This window comes from Nocardiopsis sp. CNZ308, from assembly GCF_004217075.1.
Genome location: NZ_SHKJ01000001.1, coordinates 5,241,505 through 5,258,956, shown reverse-complemented (window position 1 = coordinate 5,258,956; position 17,452 = coordinate 5,241,505). Strand labels below are relative to the sequence as shown.

Genomic DNA, 17,452 nt, shown 5'->3' with positions numbered 1-17,452 from the left:
TCCCCAGCGTACAGAGGCCCGAACCGGCGGACGGACCAGCACCGTCCCCCCATTGACTACTTAGCAGCTTGTACTACAAGATGACCGCACCGGCACGGGCCCCGCGTCGTCTCGACCGCGAGAGCCCTGCCGTGAGCACGCGTGCGAGCGGTGTCGCCTACCACGGGCGACCGCCGGCCGCACCGACACGAGCGCGGGCACCGCCCGCGCACGGGCGGCGACGGCGGGCGCGGCGGCGGGTCGGAAACCACCCCCCACCGCACCCGCGCGAGCGCGCCCACGAGCCGACCGGAGGGCAACGGTGGACAGGTCCGACAGGGAAATCTGCATGAGCGCGTGGGAGGGGGCGGAGAACGTCCACGGCGCGGTCGCCCCTCCGGTGTTCCAGACCAGCATCTTCACCAAACCCTCGTTCGAGGCGTTCATCCAGGAGCAGGAACAGGAACACGAGAGGTACGTCTACAGCCGCGGCGCCAATCCCACGGTGGCCTTCCTGGAGGAGAGGCTGGCCCTTCTGGAGCGCGGCGAGGCCTGCAAGTGCTTCGGTTCCGGGATGGGCGCCATCAGCGCCGTCCTGATGAGCCTGCTGCGCGGCGGAGACCACATCCTCTTCGTCAACAGCACCTACGGCCCGGCCCTGGAGATGGCCGAGCACCTGCGCGGTTTCGGCATCGACCACACCGTGCTCCCCGACGGCACGTCCGACATCGAGCCCCACCTGCGCAAGAACACGGCGCTGGTCTACGTCGAGAGCCCCGGGACCATGCGGATGAAGGTCCTGGACCTGGCCGCGATCACCCGGACCGCACGGGCCAGGGGCGTCTGGACCGTGATGGACAACACCTGGTCCACACCGCTCTTCCAGAAGCCGATCCTGGCCGGGGTGGACATCGTCATCCACTCGTGCACCAAGTACATCGGCGGTCACAGCGACGTCCTGGGCGGGGCGGTGATCGGCCCGGCCTCCTTCGTGCGCGACCTCTTCTACACGGGGTTCCAGCTCCTGGGCTCGGTCATGTCGGCCGTCGAGGCGTCGATGGTGCTGCGCGGGCTGCGGACGCTGCCGATCAGGATGGCCGAGCACGAGCGCAGCGCCGTGCGGGTCATCGACTACCTGGCGACCCGGCCCGAGGTGGCGGCGATCCACCACCCCCACCACGACCACCGGCCCGACGACCCCCTGGTCAAGAACCAGTTCAGCGGTTTCTCCGGGCTGCTCAGTTTCGACCTGAAGGACGGTTCCTTCGCAAAGGTCGCGGCCTTCGTCAACCGTCTTTCGCTGTTCCGGATCGGCGCGAGCTGGGGCGGCTACGAAAGCCTGGTCACCGCTCCCGTCCGGCCCGGAAACGAGGAGGCGATGCGGGAGAGGGGATTCTCCCCCGGAATGATCCGCCTCTCCGTGGGACTGGAGGGGGCCGACAGCCAGATCGAGGATCTCGAAAGGGCCTTCACCGCACTGTAGAAGACCGGAAAGCGGTCATCACCGAGAGGAAAGTAGATGGCTAACCCCCCGGACGAACACGTCCGCCGACCCGGCGTGGCGGCGGCGTGCGTCCCCGTGGTCATCACCGTCGCCGTTCTGGTCGGCGGCATCGGCGTCCTGAAGTACCCCGCCGAGCTCATGCTCATCTTCGCGGGGGTGGTGTTCGCCCTCTTCGCGCTCTGGCACGGCGTGCGCTGGGACGACGTGCTGACGAACATGGGCGACAAGCTCAGGAGCGCCCTGCCCGCGGTCCTGATCCTGCTCAGCATCGGCATGCTCATCGGCTCGTGGATGATCGCCGGGACGATCCCCCTCATGGTCTACTACGGCCTGGAGCTCATCAACCCCTCCTACCTGTACGTGCTGGCCTTCCTGTCCACCGCTCTGGTCGCCACCTTCACCGGCACGTCGTGGGGCGCCGGGGGAACGATCGGCGTCGCCCTGATCGGGGTGGCCCAGACGATGGACGTGTCGCTGGCGATCACGGCGGGCGCCGTCGTGTCCGGCGCCTACTTCGGGGACAAGCTCTCGCCGCTGTCGGACACCACCAACATGAGCTCGCTCGCGGCGGGCGCCAACCTCTACGAGCACATCCGGCACATGCTCTACACGGCCGTGCCCTCGTCGGTACTGGCCGTCGTCGTCTTCCTGCTCGCGGGCACCACCATCACCACCTCGTCCGCCAACCTGGGCGGCATCGACGAGGTCGCCACCGAGCTGAACGGGCTGTTCACCCTCAACCCGCTGCTGCTGATCCCGGCGGTGGTCGTGCTCGCCGGGTCGGTCATGCGCAAGCCTCCGCTGGTCGTGCTGTTCGCGTCGTCCATGACGGCCCTGCTGATCGCGCTGCTGGTCCAGGGGGCGAGCGTGGGCGACCTGTTCGCCGCGGTCGTCTCCGGCTTCACCACCGACATGCTGCCGCAGGGGGACGGGGTCTCCGACGTCCTGGCCGAGCTGGTGAACCGGGGCGGGCTGTACTCGATGTACAACTCGGCGTTCTTCGTCTTCTGCGCCTTCTTCTTCGCCTCGGCGCTGGAGAAGTCGGGCGTGCTGCGGGTCCTGCTGGAGGGGCTCATCGCCCGGCTGCGGTCCACGGGCAGCCTCATCCTCACCACCCTGCTCTCCGGCTTCACCATCATCAACGGCACCTCCAACGCCCTGGTGACCTTCTTCCTGGTCAAGGACGTCTACGGCGACGCCTACCGGGCCAGGAACCTGCACCCGGTCAACTTGTCGCGCAGCATGGAGGACTCGGTCACGATCACCGAGGTGCTGATGCCCTGGACGGTGTCGGGCGTCTTCTTCGCCACGACCCTGGGCGTGGCCAACTTCGAGTTCCTGCCGTGGGCGGTGTTCAACTGGAGCGGTTTCCTGTTCTCCGCCCTGATCGCCTTCCTCGCGCCGCTGACCCGGGGCTTCGGCGTCCGCCGCCTCGAACCGGAGCAAGAGCGCTCCACGACCTGAGCCCCGCCCGGGGCGGCCACGCGAAAAGGGGAGCGGAGCACGTGCGGGGCACGTGCTCCGCTCCCCTCGGACGCGAAGGCGATCAGGTCGGCGGCCACGGCGGGGCGGGGGCTCGCGGCCCTCCCCGTCCGGCCGGTCGGTCGGTCGGAAGGCTCCCGCTGGCGGGGGCCGTCCACGACCGTCCGCGAAGGCGGCACCTACCGGCCCTTCTTCATGTCCTCCTTGCCCTGGCGCAGGCGCCCCTTGGCCATCTCGGCGCGACCCTCGTTCTTCATGCGGTCGTTGCCGGTGGCCTTGCCGGTGGTCTCCTTGGCCTTGCCCTTGACCATCTCGGCCTGGCTGCGGCCCTTCTCACTGGCGCTCATGCTCTTCCTCCTTCGGTGGTTCCCGCGAGGAGCGGCGTACTGCTCTGCGAACCGCCCCTCTCCCCGTCCCCTGCCCGAAACAAGAAACCCTAAAATCCCCGCAAAACCCTCGAAACGCTCCACGCCCGCCGCCACCACCGCTGTTCCGCCCGAACACGGGCCGGGATCGGGCCCGCGAACCCGCGTCGCCGCCCCACCTCCGCGCCCGGACACCGAACCCCGCCCCTTCTCCGGGCCGCCCCGGGCGCGGGCAGCCGCACGGGGCGCCGGTCGGCCCCGCGGGCTCCGGGCCGACGCGGAGCCGGGTACCGCCTTCACCCCAGCGCGAACCGCCGCGTCCGGGAGCGGGCCGCGCCTCCCGGGCTCCGGGTCCCACCACGGCGCCCCGGCGCGGTACCGGTCCGCGCCCCTTCGGGGGAAGGCCCCCGGACCTGGCCCGGGAGGGGAACGGTACCCTCGTCGAGCCAGTCGAACTCCACCTCGTGGGGCAGGGAACCCGGTGCGAATCCGGGGCTGACGCGCAGCGGTGAGGGTGACGGGCGGGCACGCCCCGGGGACGCGGTTCCCCGGGACAGCCACTGGAGCGCACGCTCCGGGAAGGCGCTCCGCACCGGTCGATCCCGAGTCCGAAGACCTGCTGGCGCTGGCGGTGACGGGCCGCCAGGTCAACCGAGGACCCCGCGAACGGGTCCCTGACCAGAAGGACGCGCATGTCCCCGATGGGCTCCCCATCCCCCACCGTCCGCGCCCGGCGCGACCGCTGCCCGGGCGCCCTGCGGCCCTGGCCCGCCGACGACGGGCTGCTGGTCCGGCTCCGGCTCGTCGGCGGCAGGCTCCCCGCCCGTTCGCTGCGCGCCCTGGCCGCCGTGGCCCAGGAGTACGGCGACGGCCGGATCCACGTCACCGGGCGGGCCAACGTGCAGCTGCGCGCCCTGCCCGGAAGCGGGGGGCGGCTCTCCCCCGAAGTGCTCCGGGCCCTGGAGGGAACCGGACTGCTGCCCTCGCCCTCCCACGAACTGGTCCGCAACATCATGGTCTCCCCCCGCACGGGGCTCGGGGGCGGAAGGGCGGACCTGCGGCCCGTGGCCGCCGGGCTGGACGGGCTGCTGTGCGCCGAACCGCGCCGCGCCGCCCTTCCCGGCCGCTTCCTCTTCGTCCTGGACGACGGAAGCGGCGACCTGCTGGAGCGCTCCTGCGACCTGGGGCTCGTCGCCCTCGACGCGCACACCGCCCAGCTCAGGGCCGGGGAGCACTGGGGTCCGCTGACCCCGCTGGAGGAGGCCGCGGCCGCGCTCGTGCGCCTCGCCGACCGGTTCCTGGATCTGCGCGGGGACGGCCCCGGCGCCCCCTGGCACGTGGCCGAGCTCCCCTCGCCCCTGACCGACCCGGTACCGCCCGACCCGGGGCTGCCCGAACCCGCGCCGCCGCTGCCCTACGGCCCGCTGCCCGGGATCGGACGGCACGTCCCCGTGCCCGAGGACGGCCTGGACCGGGCCGCCGCCGACGCGCTCGCCGCCGAAGCCGTCGAGGCCGGGTCCGGCGAACTCGTCGTGACGCCGTGGCGCGCCGTCCTCGTTCCCGGGGAGGCGCGGTGACCTCCCCGAGAAGACCGAACCGGCACTACGAGTACGCCGACGACGGGCCCGCCATCTACGCCGACTCCTTCGCCACCATCCGGCGCGAGGCCCGCCTCGACCACCTGCCCGCCAACGCCGAACGGCTCGCCGTGCGGATGATCCACGGCACCGGCCAGGTCGACCTCGCCGACGACCTCGTCGTCCACCCCGATCTGGTGCCCGCGGCGCGCGCCGCCCTCCGGGCCGGTGCGCCGATCCTGTGCGACGCGCGCATGGTGGCCTCCGGTGTGACCGCGAGCCGCCTGCCCAGCGACAACGAGGTGCTCTGCCTCTTGGGCGACGAACGGGTGCCCGGCCTGGCCAGAGAGTGGGGCACCACCCGCACGGCCGCCGCGGTGTCGCTGTGGGAGCCGCTGCTCGACGGCGCCGTGGTCGCCGTCGGCAACGCGCCCACCGCCCTGTTCCACCTTCTGGAGATGCTGATCGACGGCGCACCGCGGCCCGCCGCGATCGTCGGCTGCCCGGTCGGCTTCGTCGGCGCCGCCGAGTCCAAGCAGGCGCTGACCGAACTGCGCGACCGGCACGGCCTCGACGTGCCCTACGTGACCGCGCGCGGCCGCCGCGGGGGTTCGGCGATGACCTCCTCGGCCCTCAACGCACTCGCCAAGGAGGAAGAGTGACCGGCCGTTTCCACGGCGTCGGCGTCGGCCCGGGCGACCCCGAGCTGATCACCCTCAAGGCGGCCAGGCTCATCGCCGCGGCCGACGTCGTCGCCTACCACGCGGGTGCGGGCAAGGAGTCCAACGCCCGCCGCATCGCCGGCGCGCTGATCCCGGACGGGGTGGTCGAGGAGCGGTTGACCTATCCGGTGACCACCGGGGCGACCGACCACCCGGGCGGCTACGCGGGGGCGCTGGCCGACTTCTACGAGGAGTCCGCCGCCCGGCTGGCCGCCCACCTGGACGCCGGGCGCGACGTCGTCCTGCTCTCGGAGGGCGACCCGCTGTTCTACGGGTCGTACATGTACATGCACGACCGGCTGTCGGAGCGCTACCCCACCGAGATCGTGCCGGGCGTCCCGGCGTTCGCCGCCGCCACGGCCGCCGCTGCCGCCCCGCTGGCCCGGCAGACCGACGTGCTCACCGTGCTGCCCGGCACCCTGCCCGAACCGGAACTGGCCCGCCGCCTGGCCGACACCGACGCGGCCGTGGTCATGAAGCTGGGCCGGACCTTCCCGGCCGTGCGCCGCGCCCTGGCCGCGGCCGGGCGGCTGGAGCACGCGGTGTACGTGGAGCGGGCCTCGATGGGCGGGGAGCGGCGGCTGCCGGTGGCCGAGGTGGACCCGGCGACGGTGCCCTACTTCTCCCTGGTGCTGGTGACCGGGGACAGCCGCAACGGGCCGCGCTCCCGGCGGGTCGGCGAGGCCGCGCGGACGCAGGCGACACAGACGGCGCAGACGACCCAAGCGGGGCCCGGTTCCGCCGGACCGGCGGCGGGCACGGCGTCCGCGACCACCGGAGCGGCGGCCGAACTGCTGGTCGTGGGTCTGGGTCCCGGTCCCGGGGACTGGCTCACCCCCGAGGCGAGCGCGGCGCTGGCCGAGGTGGACCACGTGGTGGGCTACGGCCCCTACGTCAACCGGGTACCGCAGCGCCCCGGGCTCACCCGGCACGCCTCCGGCAACACCGTCGAACTCCAGCGCGCCCGGTTCGCCCTCGACCTGGCCGGGCGCGGCGAACGCGTGGCCGTGGTCTCCGGCGGGGACGCCGGGGTCTTCGGCATGGCCACCGCCGTGTTCGAGGCGGCCGAGGACCCCGCCTACCGGGACGTGCCCGTCCGGGTGCTGCCGGGGGTCAGCGCAGTCCAGGCGGTCGCGGCCCGCGCGGGCGCACCCGTGGGCGGCGACTTCGCGGTGATGAGCCTGTCGGACCGCCTCAAACCGTGGGAGGTGGTCGAGCGGCGGCTGCGCGCCGTCTCCGAGGCCGACCTGGCGCTGGCCGTCTACAACCCCGCCTCCCGGTCCCGGACCGAGCAGATCGCCACCGCCCGCCGGATCCTGCTGGAGCACCGCAAACCCGACACCGTGGTCGTCGTCGGCCGCGACGTGGGCCGCGAGGGCGAGTCCCTGACGGTGACCACCCTGGGCGAACTCGACCCCGCCGCCGTGGACATGCGCTGTTTGCTCATCGTCGGCGCCTCGGGAACCCGGGTCACCGGGGCGGGCCGCGTGTGGACCCCCAGGTGGGTGAAGCCGTGACCGTGCACTTCGTGGGCGCGGGGCCCGGCGCCGCCGACCTGCTGACCGTGCGCGCCACGCGCATGCTCGCCGGGGCCGACGTAGTGCTCTACCCAGGCACCTACCTGGACCCGCAGGTCCTGACGCACTGCGCGCCCGGCGCGGAGCTGGTGGACACCCAGGGCCTGGACCTGGACCGCATCACCGACCACCTGGTCCGCGCGCACGCGGCGGGGCGCGACGTCGTGCGGCTCACCTCCGGCGACCCGTCGCTGTACTCGGCGCTGGCCGAGCAGACCCGCAGGCTCGACGCGCACGGCGTTCCGTGGGACGTCACGCCCGGGGTGCCCGCCTACGCGGCCGCCTCGGCGCTGGCGGGACGGGAGCTGACCGTGCCGCTGGTGGCCCAGTCGGTGGTGCTGACCCGGACGCGGGCCCGCTCGACCGCCATGCCCGACACCGAGTCGCTGGCCGCGTTCGCCGCGACCCGGGCCACGCTGGTGCTGCACCTGGCGATCCGGCGGGTGCGCGAGCTGATGGCCGAGATCGAACCCGAGTACGGCGGCGACTGCCCGGTGGTCGTGGTGTACCGGGCCAGCCAGCCGGGCGAGGCGGTGCTGCGCGGCACGGTCTCCACCGTGGCCGACGCGGTGGAGGAGGCCGGGTTCCGTCAGGCGGCGGTGATCCTGGTGGGGCGGGCGCTCGATCCGGAGACGGGCGGTGAGTCCTACCTCTACGACCCGGCCCGGCCCCGGGTCAGCGGATAGGGAGGGCCCCGAAGGGGTTCCGGAGGTCCCGCGGGCGGGTTCGCGTGGAGGGAGGGGCGTGCCCGCGGGGGTCGGAGGCTCCCGTGCTCCCGACCCCTGGGCGCGAAGCGGCGCGGCGGAGGGTCAGGGCAGCACCGCCAGGAACCACTGGGTGACCGTGCGGGCGGGCGTCCAGCCGGTGAACCCGCCGATGGGCGCGGTGGTCTCGACGGCGATCCGGGTCAGCTCGCCCCCGTGGCGCCGGTGGGCATCGGCGAGCAGCTGCTCGGTCTCCAGCGTCACCCCGTGCACCACGATCCGCCCTCCCGGCCGCAGCGCCCCCAGGCAGGCGTCGAGCACGCCCGGCCGGGTCGCGCCGCCGCCGACGAACACCGCGTCGGGCGCGGGCAGCCCGGCCAGCGCGTCCGGCGCGCGGCCAGTGACCACCTCCAGGCCGGGAACACCGAGGCGGCCCGCGTTGCGGCCGATCCGCGCGGCCCGTTCGGGGTGGGCCTCCACCGCCGTGGCGGTGCAGGAGGGGTGGGCGCGCATCCACTCGATGCCGACCGACCCCGCGCCAGCGCCCACGTCCCACAGGTGCTGGCCCGGCGAGGGAGCCAGGCGGGCCAGCGCCGAGGCGCGCAGGTCGCGCTTGGTGAGCTGCCCGTCGTGTTCGAAGGCGTCGTCGGGCAGCCCCGCGACCAGGCCGTGGCCGGGCGGGCCGAGGAGTTCCAGGGCCAGCACGTGCAGCGGGGGCACCGTGCCGGGAGGTGAGGCGAGCCAGTGGTCGGCGGTGGTCTCCAGGCGCGACTCGGAGTCCGCGCCCAGGTCGCCCAGCACGGTCATCCGGCTGGCGCCGTAGCCCGCGCCGACCAGCAGGGCGGCGACCGCGGCGGGGGTGGCACCGTCGGAGGAGAGCACCAGGACGCGGTGGCCGGGGGCGAGCTGGCGCAGCAGCAGGCGGGGGTCGCGGCCGACCAGGCCCACCACCGCGCAGCGTTCGGCGGGCCAGCCCATGCGGGCGCGGGCCAGGGCGACCGAGGAGACCGCGGGTTCCACCCGCACGGCGTCCGCGCCCAGCAGGTCGATCAGGGTGGTGGCGATACCGGACACCAGGGGGTCGCCGGAGGCCAGCGCCACGGTGGAGGGGCCGACGGGGGAGGCGCTGTCGCTGGCGGCGCCGTCAGCGGAAGCGTCGTCGAGGGAGGCCAGCAGTGGCGGCAGCCCCTCGCGCAGGGGTGAGGGCCAGGCCTGGCGGCGCTGCCGGGGCCGGTCGGGGAGCATCGCCAGGTGCCTGCGCCCGCCCAGGACCGTGTCGGCGGCCAGGACGAGCGCGCGCAGCCGCTCGGGCAGGCCGGACCAGCCCTCCGCGCCGATGCCGACGACGGTGATCCGGTGCCCGGTGGGCGGGGAGGTCCCGTCCTCCCGCGCAGCGGCATCCGGGCGGTGGCGGGTGACGGGAGGAGGCTCCGCGCCGCAGGCGTCCGTTGAGGGTGCACCACTCCCCCGCGCAGCGGCATCCGGGCGGTGGTGGGTGACGGGAGGGGGCTCCGCGCCGCAGGCGTCCGTTGAGGGTGCACCACTCCCCCGCGCAGCGGCATCCGGGCGGTGGTGGGTGACGGGAGGGCGGCTGTCGTCCTTCATTCCCCGGACGCTATCGTGGCGGCAGGCATGAGGTGCCCCAACGGCCCAGCCATCGGAAACGGTGGGGACGGCCGACGGGGAGAATCTGGGAAGCCCGGTGAGACTCCGGCACAGGCCCGCTGCGGTGAACCGAGCCTTCCGTCCAGGAAGGACCCGGCAAGTCCGAAGACCGGCCTCGCGCCCGTCCCTTACCGATGGCGACATGAGCGGGAGCCTCTACATGCCATTGCGGTCACCGCACTACCCCTTTTCCGCGATCGTCGGCTGCGACGCCGAGGAACTCGACGACCTGGGCCTGTCCCTCGTCCTCACCAGCGTCTCCCCGGAGATCGGCGGCGTCCTGGTACGCGGCGAGAAGGGCACCGCCAAGTCCACCGCGGTCCGGGCCCTGGCCTCCCTCCTGCCGCCCGTCGACGTCTACCAGGGCGACCGGTTCTCCGTGGACCCCGCCGACCCGGCGCAGCACTCCCCCGACGGGCCCTTCGGGTCCGGCACCACCGTGGAGAGCCGCCCGGTGCGCCTGGTCGAACTGCCCGTCGGCGCCACCGAGGACCGCGTCCTGGGCTCCCTGCACCTGGAACAGGCCCTCACCCACGGCAGGGTCGCCTACGAACCCGGCCTGCTGGCCCGGGCCCACCGCGGCATCCTCTACGTCGACGAGGTCAACCTCCTGCACGACCACCTGGTCGACCTGCTCCTGGACGCCGCCGCGACCGGCCGGGTCACCGTGGAGCGCGACGGGTTCTCCGTGGAGCACGCGGCCCGGTTCCTGCTCATCGGCACCATGAACCCCGAGGAGGGCGAGCTGCGCCCGCAGCTCTTGGACCGGTTCGGACTCACCGTCGAGGTCGCCGCGCCGTCCGAGCCCGCGGTCCGCGCCGAGGTGGTGCGCAGGCGCATGTCCCACGACGCCGACCCCGCCGCCTTCGCCGGGCGCTACCACGAGGCCGAGAAGGCCCTGGCCGAACGCATCGCGGCGGCCCGGGAGGCGCTGGGCCGGGTGCACCTGTCCGAGGCGGCTCTGCTGAAGATCGCCGAGGTGTGCGCGGCCTACGACGTGGACGGCCTGCGCGCCGACATCGTGACCGCGCGCACGGCGATGGCGCACGCGGCCTGGTCGGGCCGGACCTCGGTCACCCGGGCCGACATCCGCCGCGCCGCCACGCTCGCCCTGCCGCACCGACGACGGCGCAACCCCTTCGACGCGCCGGGACTCGACGAGGAACTCCTGGACCGGATCCTGGGCGACGAGGAACCGCCGCCCGACCCCCCGGAGCCGCCGGGCCCGCGGGGGACCGACGACGACGGTTCCGAAACCCCGTCGGACGCACAGGACCCACAGGACCCCTCCGACAACGCCAGTCCCCCGGACAACGTCGGGGACACCGGGGAAGCCGAGACCTCCGGCGGCGAACAGCCCGACCCGGAGCACTCCCCCGCCTCCGCCGAGCACGCGCCCGAGGACGCCGAGGGCGACTCCCCCGAACCCCGCCCCTCCGGCGCCTCCCCGGCCACCGCCAGGGCCGCCGCCCCCTACCGGACCCGGCTGCTCACCGTGCGGGGCTCCGGAGAGGGCGCCGACGGCAGGCGCAGCCGGGCCGTCGGCACGCGGGGCCGCCGGATCGGCGCCGCCGAGCCCGGCCGGGGCGCGGGCAGCGCGGTCCACCTGGTGGAGACCGTGCGGGCCGCCGCTCTGCGGCCCCAGAACGGCGGCCGACTGCGGCTGCACCCCCGCGACCTGCGCGTCGCGGTCCGCGAGGGCCAGGAGACCAACCTGGTGCTGTTCTGCGTGGACGCCTCCGGCTCCATGGCGGCGCGCAGGCGCATGACCGAGGTCAAGACCGCGATCCTGTCCCTGCTCCTGGACGCCTACCGGCGCCGCGACAAGGTCGGCCTGGTCACCTTCCGGGGACGCGAGGCCGAACTCACGCTGCCGCCGACCCGTTCGGTGGACGTGGCCGCGGCCCGCCTCGACGACCTGCCCGCCGGGGGGCGCACCCCGCTGGCCGAGGGACTGGAGGAGGCGGCCCGCGTCCTGCGCCGCGAGCGGCTGCGGGACCCGAGGCTGCGCCCGCTCCTGGTCGTGGTCACCGACGGACGGGCCACCGGCGGCAAGGGTGCGGTGGGCCGCGCCATGACCGCCGCCGACCACGTCGCCGGGCTGGGCGTGACCACCGTCGTGGTGGACGGGGAGTCCGGGCCGCTGCGCCTGGGCCTGGCCGCCTCCCTGGCCGCCCGCCTGGGCGCCGACCACATGCCCGTCAGCGAGGTCAGCGCCCACGCGCTGGGCACCGCCGTACGAGAGAGGGCCGCCTGATGCCCAAGGGACAGCCGCTCGTCGTCCCCGACGACGGGCTCACCACGCGCCAGCGCCGCAACCAGCCCGTGTTCGCCGTGCACACCGGTGACGGCAAGGGCAAGTCGACCGCCGCGTTCGGCCTCGCGCTGCGCGGCTGGAACCAGGGCTGGCGGATCGGGGTGTTCCAGTTCGTCAAGTCCGCGAAGTGGCGCATCGGCGAGCAGACCGTGCTGGAACGCCTGGGCGAGCTGCACGAGCAGACCGGCGAGGGCGGTCCGGTCGAGTGGCACAAGATGGGTTCGGGCTGGTCGTGGAGCCGCCGCAAGGGCGACGCCGAGGACCACGCGGCGGACGCCGCCGAGGGCTGGGCGGAGATCAGACGAAGGCTCGCCGACCAGACGCACGACCTGCTCATCCTGGACGAGTTCACCTACCCGCTCAACTGGGGCTGGGTCGACGTCGAGGACGTCCTGGCCGCCCTGCGGGACCGCCCCGGCCGCCAGCACGTGGTGATCACCGGCCGCCGCGCCGACCCGCGGCTGCTGGAGGCCGCCGACCTGGTCACCGAGATGACGAAGGTCAAGCACCCCATGGACGCCGGGCGCAAGGGGCAGCGGGGCATCGAGTGGTGACCTCCCGGGGCGCCTCGGAAGGTTCGCGAAGCCGGACGGCAGGGCCCGCGGGGGCCGCCGAGGGGTACGCGGGAGCCGGAGAAGCGGGGGCCCCGGCACCCGCCGGGAAGCGCGGAGGCCGGACGACGGGGTCCCCGGAGCCCGCCGGACCGGCGCCGTCAGCCCGGCCGACGGGACTGCTCCGGCCGACGCCGCGTGCACGGCCGACGGCGCTGCCCCGGCTGATGATCGCCGCGCCCATGACCGGGCAGGGCAAGACCACGGTCGCGACCGGGCTGATGGCGGCGCTGCGCGACGCCGGGTACGCGGTGAGCGGTCACAAGGTGGGGCCGGACTACATCGACCCCGGCTACCACGCCCTGGCCACCGGGCGTCCGGGCCGCAACCTCGACCCGCACCTGGTCGGCGAGGAGCGGGTGGCGCCGCTGCTGCTGCACGGGGCGCGCGGCGCGGACGTCGCCGTCATCGAGGGTGTGATGGGCTTGCACGACGGGCGGCTGGGCACCGACGGGTTCGCCTCGTCCGCGCACGTCGCGGCCCTGACCCGGACACCGGTGGTGCTGGTGGTGGACGTGTCGCGGATGTCGCGTTCGGTGGGCGCACTGGTGGCGGGGATGGCCGCCTACGACCCGGCGGTCGAGGTGGTCGGGGTGATCCTCAACCAGGCGGGTTCGGCGCGCAACGTCGCCGAGATCACCCGGGCCACGCACCTGCCGGTCCTCGGCGTGGTCCACCGCGACGAGCGGCTCGCCAGCCCGTCCCGGCACCTGGGGCTGGTCCCGGCGTCGGAGCGGGCGGAGTCGGCGCGCGTGGTCGAACGGCTCGGGGAGCACGTCGCGCGCCAGGTGGACCTGGACGCGCTGCTCGCGGTGGCCCGCTCCGCGCCCGCGCTGGACGCCCGCCCCTGGGATCCGGCACGGGCACTGGGAACACCCGTTCCGGGGTCCCCGCCCGAGGGCCCGGCACGGGAGGTGTCAGCCCCCGCCACCCCGCTCGGGGTCCGGGTGCGGGCGCGGGAGGCGTCCCGCACTCCCCACGCAGCCCACACAGCCCATGAGCCCCACACGGTTCGTGCCCCTGGCGATCCCGGTGGGCAACACACAGCCCACACCGGCCTCGGACCCCACGAACCCCCTCCGCCCCAGCAAGCGGTGGTCGCAGCCCACACGGACCATGGGCCCCGCACAGCTCGTGTCCCCGGTGATCCTTGCGAGCGCCACACAGCCCAGACCGACCACGGTCCCCATGAGCCCCCAGCGTCGCGGCGGCCGGTGGTCGCGGTGGCGGGCGGCCGGGCCTTCACCTTCCGCTACGCCGAGACCGAGGAACTGCTCACCGCCGCCGGGTGCGAGGTCGTCGCGTTCGATCCGCTGGGCGACACCGCGCTGCCCCCGGGCACCCGGGGCGTCTACCTCGGCGGCGGCTTCCCCGAGGTCTACGCCGGTGAGCTCGCCGCCAACCGCGGCCTGCTGACCCAGCTGCGCGAGGCGGTGCGGGACGGGGTGCCGACCGTCGCCGAGTGCGCGGGTCTGCTCTACCTGGCCGAGTCGCTGGACGGCGAACCCATGGCCGGGGCCGTCCCCGCGCGCGCCCGGATGACGGGGCGGCTCACCCTGCGCTACCCCGAGGCGGTCTCACCGGGGGACACCCTGCTGACCCGGGCCGGGGAACGGGTCACCGGACACGAGTTCCACCGCACCGCCCTGACCCCCGGCGCCCGCGGCGACCTCCCGGCGTGGGAGATCGAGGGAGCGCCGGAGGGCTTCGCCTCACCGACGCTGCACGCCTCCTACCTGCACGTCCACTGGGCCGGGCACCCCCGGCTCGCCGCCCGCTTCGCGGACGCCGTACGCGCCTAGCACCCGTTGCGGCTCCCCCGACGCGTCGCCCCTCCGACGGCCTGCGCCGGACCGGCCACGACCGCCCCCTCGGGGCCACGCCGTGGGCGACCGCGCATCGACGACCCGCCGCCGCCCGGTTCCGGCGTGCGCGGTCGGTGACCGGCGCTGGGCGGGCGCGACGACCGCTCCCCCGGCGGTCGGGAGGTCCAGCCCGCCGCCGGTGCGCCGGGCCGCCCTCACTCCCACGCGGCCCGGGCGGCCCTCATCGCGGGCGACACGTAGCCGGTACCGATGCGGACGCCGTCGAGCCACTCGGTCAGGCGCGCCGCCTCCTCCCCCAGGGCCCGCCGCGTCGCCGTCGACACCGGTTCGAGCAGGTGCACCCGGACCGCGCCGGAGCCGTCCTGCACCCACGTCCCGACCACGCGGCCGTCCGCCCAGGCGGTCGTGCCCGCGTTGCCGCGGTTGTCGAAGAGCTGCTGGCGGTGGGGGCCCAGGTAGAAGTCCCGGCCGCGCCAGCCCATGACGGTCGGGTCCAGCACCGGCAGCAGGGCGACCCACGGGCCCGGGTCGGCCGCCTGGCCGAGGTCGTCGGGCAGGAGCCAACCGGTGGAACCGCCGTCGAGGGAGACCATGACGGCGCCGAGTTCGGCCAGCGCCGTGCGCACCGCCGTCTTGGTGGACCCCAGCCACCAGACGATGTCCTCCTCGGTCCCCGGTCCGAAACTGTGCAGCCAGAGGCGGACGAGCTCCCGGTAGCCCTCGGCGGCGCTCCACCGGGCGGGAACTCCGTCGAGCCAGTGCCCGGTCAGGGTCCAGCGCGGCTGCGAGACCGCGAAGCGGCCGGTGTTGGCACCGCGCACGATGTCGGCGGAGGCGCCGAGGAGGGTGAGCACCCGCGGCGCCGACCACACCTCGCCCGCCGACCCCGCCACCCTCACGTCGATCCTGGGCACCGCCCGGCGCACGTCGGCGGCCACCAGGCCCCCGGGTTCGTCGGCGAGCAGCGCCAGGACCTCGGCCCCGGCCCGGTCGAGCCAGGCGTCGCCGTCGTCGGTGATCCCCTCCCTGACCAGGTCCTTGCGCATGCGGGCGCGCTCCGCGGCGGCGACGCGCGCGGAGGCGCTCGGCCACACGGCGGGCAGCAGTTCGCGCGGGAACACGAAGAGCGTGCGCCGCATCGCCAGCTGCTTCACCAGCCGCCGGTCCTCGTAGAGCGCCCTGTCGAGGTCGGCCACGGTCAGCGAGGGCACGCGCGCCCGGCACGACAGGTAGACGGTGGCCGGTTCGGTGGCGTGCAGCGCGGCCACCGCCCGCGTGGCCGCCTCCGGGGAGTCCGCGTGGAAACCCGCCGCCAGGGCGTGCCGAACGCCGATGCGGGCGCGCCGTTCATCGTCACTCACGTGGTGCATCGGCTCATCGTGCCACACCGTCCGGACATTTCGATACGCGCCAGTTCCGGAACTCACCTGTTCCGGAACCGGTGTGTATCGTTCTGACCAGCGGTGAGACGAGGAGGAGGCCGCCATGACCCGAGACAGCGACACCCGTGCCCCCGCCGCGCCCGGCGGCGGTCCCGTGCGCCCCGGCCGCAGGCGGGACAGCTCCCGGGACGGCGCCATCCTCGACGCGGCGCTGGAGGTCCTGGCCGAAGCCGGGTTCGCCCGGCTGACGATGGACGCCGTCGCGGCCCGGGCCGGAGCCGGGAAGGCCACGCTCTACCGCCGCTGGCCCTCCAAGACGGAACTGGTGGTCGACGCGGTGGCGCGCATGAAGCGCGAGCAGGTCGACACCGGGAGCCTGCCCGACACCGGTGACCTCCGGGAGGACCTGCTCGGCCTGTTCCGGCCCCAGTCGGCGCGGGAGGGCGAGCGCAGGCTCCGGATCATGGCGGGGCTGGCCTCGATGCTCGTCCAGGACGAGGCGTCCGCCGACGCCGTCAGCGCCGCGATCGTCCAGCCCTGGGCCGAGGCCCACCGCTTCCTCATGCGGCGCGCCGTCGAGCGCGGGGAGGCCTCGGCCGCGGCCGACGTCGACACCCTCTCGCAGGTGGTCGCGTCGATGGCCGCCTACCGCGCGCTCGTCCAGCGCAGGCCCTTCGACCGGGACTTCCTCGTGTCGCTGGTGGACGGCGTCCTGATGCCCGCGCTGCGCGTCCCCGGGGCCCAGCCCTCCTCGACGGAACCGGAACGCGCGCCCTGACCAGCCGGGACGACCGTCCCCGAACCGGTGGGAGGGCCCGGGGCCGGGGTCCGCGCGGGCCCCGGCCCGGGGCCGCCGGACGGTCACCTCCGCCAGGCCCCCGCCGCCGCGGCCCGGACCACGTAGTCCTCGAAGGTACGGGGAGCGCGCCCCAGCACGGTGGCCACCCCGTCCGTCGTCTCGGCGAGGCCCCCGCGCTCCATCAGCACGAACATCTCGGCGACGTGGCGGGCGTCACCCTCGCCCCAGCCCTCCTCGACCAGCGACGCGACGTACTCGTCGGGGGAGACCTGCTTGTAGGCGATGGGCAGTCCGGACGCCCGGGAGATCAGTTCGGTGGCCTCACCGAAGGTGAGCGCACGCGGTCCGGTCAGTTCGTAGATCCGGCCGGCGTGCCGACCGGTTTCGGTCAGCACCGCGGCCGCGACGTCGGCGACGTCCTCCAGGTCGATGAACGGCTCGGGCACCGCACCGGCCGGGAGCGCCAGCTCCCCGGCGACCAGCGGGGCGTGGAAGAGGTCCTCGTCGAAGTTCTGGTCGAAGTTCGACGGCCGCAGAACGGTCCACTCCAGGGCCGAGCCGCGCACGGCCTCCTCGGCCGACCGCATGTCCAGGCCGAACGCGGAGTCGCCCCAGGTGTCGGAGCCGTGCCCGGAGAGCAGGACCAGCCGCCGCACGCCGGCCTCCTCGGCCCTGGCCACGAACTCGTGTACGGGCCCGGGCACGGCCGGGGGCACGACGTAGACGGCGGTGGCGCCGCGCAGGGCCGCGTCCCAGCCGTCGGGGTCGGACCAGTCGAAGCGGGTCCGGCTGGATCGGGAGGCGGTGCGCACCCGCGTGCCGCGCAGCCGCAGTCGGGCGGCGACCCGTCGGCCGGTCTTGCCGGTGGCGCCGAGGACGAGAGTGGTGTCGTTGCTCATGGAAGCGATTCAACGGCACCCGCTCGGACGAATCCATGGGCGA

The 17,452-nt window shown here is 74.8% G+C and carries 14 protein-coding genes and 2 riboswitches; of the genes, 10 read left to right on the top strand and 4 right to left on the bottom strand.

The window, feature by feature from the left end:
- Window positions 1–328: 328 nt before the first annotated feature.
- Together EV372_RS22485 and nhaC are read left to right on the top strand one after the other, a co-directional pair.
- A complete protein-coding gene (locus EV372_RS22485; RefSeq protein ID WP_130397639.1) occupies window positions 329–1,462 on the top strand; it encodes an aminotransferase class I/II-fold pyridoxal phosphate-dependent enzyme in 1,134 nt (377 codons plus the stop codon).
- A 36-nt stretch (window positions 1,463–1,498) separates the two neighbouring features.
- Window positions 1,499–2,947 (top strand): Na+/H+ antiporter NhaC, encoded by a 1,449-nt coding sequence (gene nhaC, locus EV372_RS22480; protein ID WP_130397638.1) that lies wholly within the window; start codon window positions 1,499–1,501, stop codon window positions 2,945–2,947.
- Window positions 2,948–3,144: 197 nt separating this feature from the next.
- On the opposite strand, the gene EV372_RS22475 is transcribed toward nhaC, so the two are convergent.
- Complete coding sequence (locus EV372_RS22475) at window positions 3,145–3,312, bottom strand: CsbD family protein (RefSeq protein ID WP_130397637.1); 168 nt, start codon at window positions 3,310–3,312, stop codon at window positions 3,145–3,147.
- A 449-nt stretch (window positions 3,313–3,761) separates the two neighbouring features.
- Window positions 3,762–3,968, top strand: a riboswitch (cobalamin riboswitch).
- Window positions 3,969–4,022: 54 nt separating this feature from the next.
- On the opposite strand from EV372_RS22475, the gene EV372_RS22470 reads away from it, so the two are divergent.
- Genes EV372_RS22470 through cobM form a run of 4 tightly spaced genes read left to right on the top strand, consistent with a single transcriptional unit; the run spans window position 4,023 to window position 7,892 of the window.
- Window positions 4,023–4,907, top strand: a complete 885-nt coding sequence (locus EV372_RS22470) for a nitrite reductase (RefSeq protein WP_130397636.1) — start codon at window positions 4,023–4,025, stop codon at window positions 4,905–4,907.
- Window positions 4,904–5,569, top strand: coding sequence for a precorrin-8X methylmutase (locus EV372_RS22465; RefSeq protein WP_130397635.1), 666 nt, complete (start codon window positions 4,904–4,906; stop codon window positions 5,567–5,569). Before EV372_RS22470 ends, EV372_RS22465 begins: the two co-directional genes overlap by 4 nt.
- Window positions 5,566–7,146 carry a precorrin-2 C(20)-methyltransferase gene (locus EV372_RS22460; protein WP_130397634.1) on the top strand — a complete coding sequence of 527 codons (1,581 nt, stop codon included), beginning with the start codon at window positions 5,566–5,568 and terminating at the stop codon, window positions 7,144–7,146. Before EV372_RS22465 ends, EV372_RS22460 begins: the two co-directional genes overlap by 4 nt.
- Window positions 7,131–7,892 carry a precorrin-4 C(11)-methyltransferase gene (cobM, locus tag EV372_RS22455; RefSeq protein ID WP_130397633.1) on the top strand — a complete coding sequence of 254 codons (762 nt, stop codon included), beginning with the start codon at window positions 7,131–7,133 and terminating at the stop codon, window positions 7,890–7,892. The genes EV372_RS22460 and cobM overlap by 16 nt, the downstream gene beginning before the upstream one ends.
- Before the next feature lie 123 nt (window positions 7,893–8,015).
- On the opposite strand, the gene cbiE is transcribed toward cobM, so the two are convergent.
- Window positions 8,016–9,515 (bottom strand): bifunctional cobalt-precorrin-7 (C(5))-methyltransferase CbiE/decarboxylating cobalt-precorrin-6B (C(15))-methyltransferase CbiT, encoded by a 1,500-nt coding sequence (cbiE, locus tag EV372_RS22450; protein WP_486484025.1) that lies wholly within the window; start codon window positions 9,513–9,515, stop codon window positions 8,016–8,018.
- A 50-nt stretch (window positions 9,516–9,565) separates the two neighbouring features.
- Window positions 9,566–9,707, top strand: a riboswitch (cobalamin riboswitch).
- Between the two features lie 34 nt (window positions 9,708–9,741).
- Between cbiE and EV372_RS22445 the strand changes: the two genes are divergently transcribed.
- The 3 genes from EV372_RS22445 to EV372_RS22435 all read left to right on the top strand — a co-directional run bounded on the left by EV372_RS22445 (window position 9,742) and on the right by EV372_RS22435 (window position 14,305).
- The gene (locus EV372_RS22445) at window positions 9,742–11,832 is read left to right on the top strand and encodes a VWA domain-containing protein (RefSeq protein WP_130399055.1); all 2,091 of its coding nucleotides are present in this window, start codon (window positions 9,742–9,744) and stop codon (window positions 11,830–11,832) included.
- Entirely contained in the window at window positions 11,832–12,446 is a 615-nt protein-coding gene (cobO, locus tag EV372_RS22440) for a cob(I)yrinic acid a,c-diamide adenosyltransferase (protein ID WP_013152656.1), read from the top strand. The genes EV372_RS22445 and cobO overlap by 1 nt, the downstream gene beginning before the upstream one ends.
- A 224-nt stretch (window positions 12,447–12,670) precedes the next feature.
- The gene (locus EV372_RS22435; protein ID WP_130397632.1) at window positions 12,671–14,305 is read left to right on the top strand and encodes a cobyrinic acid a,c-diamide synthase CobB; all 1,635 of its coding nucleotides are present in this window, start codon (window positions 12,671–12,673) and stop codon (window positions 14,303–14,305) included.
- A gap of 218 nt (window positions 14,306–14,523) precedes the next feature.
- Here the strand turns inward: EV372_RS22435 and EV372_RS22430 are convergent, their stop codons facing one another.
- The gene (locus EV372_RS22430) at window positions 14,524–15,699 is read right to left on the bottom strand and encodes a winged helix DNA-binding domain-containing protein (RefSeq protein WP_130397631.1); all 1,176 of its coding nucleotides are present in this window, start codon (window positions 15,697–15,699) and stop codon (window positions 14,524–14,526) included.
- Window positions 15,700–15,814: 115 nt separating this feature from the next.
- Between EV372_RS22430 and EV372_RS22425 the strand changes: the two genes are divergently transcribed.
- On the top strand, window positions 15,815–16,489 hold the full coding sequence (locus EV372_RS22425) for a TetR/AcrR family transcriptional regulator (protein WP_130397630.1): 675 nt from the start codon (window positions 15,815–15,817) through the stop codon (window positions 16,487–16,489).
- An 83-nt stretch (window positions 16,490–16,572) separates the two neighbouring features.
- On the opposite strand, the gene EV372_RS22420 is transcribed toward EV372_RS22425, so the two are convergent.
- Window positions 16,573–17,409 (bottom strand): NAD(P)H-binding protein, encoded by an 837-nt coding sequence (locus EV372_RS22420; protein ID WP_130397629.1) that lies wholly within the window; start codon window positions 17,407–17,409, stop codon window positions 16,573–16,575.
- Between the last annotated feature and the right edge of the window lie 43 nt (window positions 17,410–17,452).

What these genes read in the sequence shown, in the direction of transcription:
- EV372_RS22420 (WP_130397629.1), bottom strand. Translation starts at nt 17,409, where the DNA reads ATGAGCAACGACACCACTCTCGTCCTCGGCGCCACCGGCAAGACCGGC.
- EV372_RS22485 (WP_130397639.1), top strand. Translation starts at nt 329, where the DNA reads ATGAGCGCGTGGGAGGGGGCGGAGAACGTCCACGGCGCGGTCGCCCCT.
- EV372_RS22425 (WP_130397630.1), top strand. Translation starts at nt 15,815, where the DNA reads ATGACCCGAGACAGCGACACCCGTGCCCCCGCCGCGCCCGGCGGCGGT.
- cbiE (WP_486484025.1), bottom strand. Translation starts at nt 9,515, where the DNA reads ATGAAGGACGACAGCCGCCCTCCCGTCACCCACCACCGCCCGGATGCC.
- EV372_RS22470 (WP_130397636.1), top strand. Translation starts at nt 4,023, where the DNA reads ATGTCCCCGATGGGCTCCCCATCCCCCACCGTCCGCGCCCGGCGCGAC.
- cobO (WP_013152656.1), top strand. Translation starts at nt 11,832, where the DNA reads ATGCCCAAGGGACAGCCGCTCGTCGTCCCCGACGACGGGCTCACCACG.
- EV372_RS22475 (WP_130397637.1), bottom strand. Translation starts at nt 3,312, where the DNA reads ATGAGCGCCAGTGAGAAGGGCCGCAGCCAGGCCGAGATGGTCAAGGGC.
- EV372_RS22430 (WP_130397631.1), bottom strand. Translation starts at nt 15,699, where the DNA reads ATGCACCACGTGAGTGACGATGAACGGCGCGCCCGCATCGGCGTTCGG.
- nhaC (WP_130397638.1), top strand. Translation starts at nt 1,499, where the DNA reads ATGGCTAACCCCCCGGACGAACACGTCCGCCGACCCGGCGTGGCGGCG.
- EV372_RS22435 (WP_130397632.1), top strand. Translation starts at nt 12,671, where the DNA reads ATGATCGCCGCGCCCATGACCGGGCAGGGCAAGACCACGGTCGCGACC.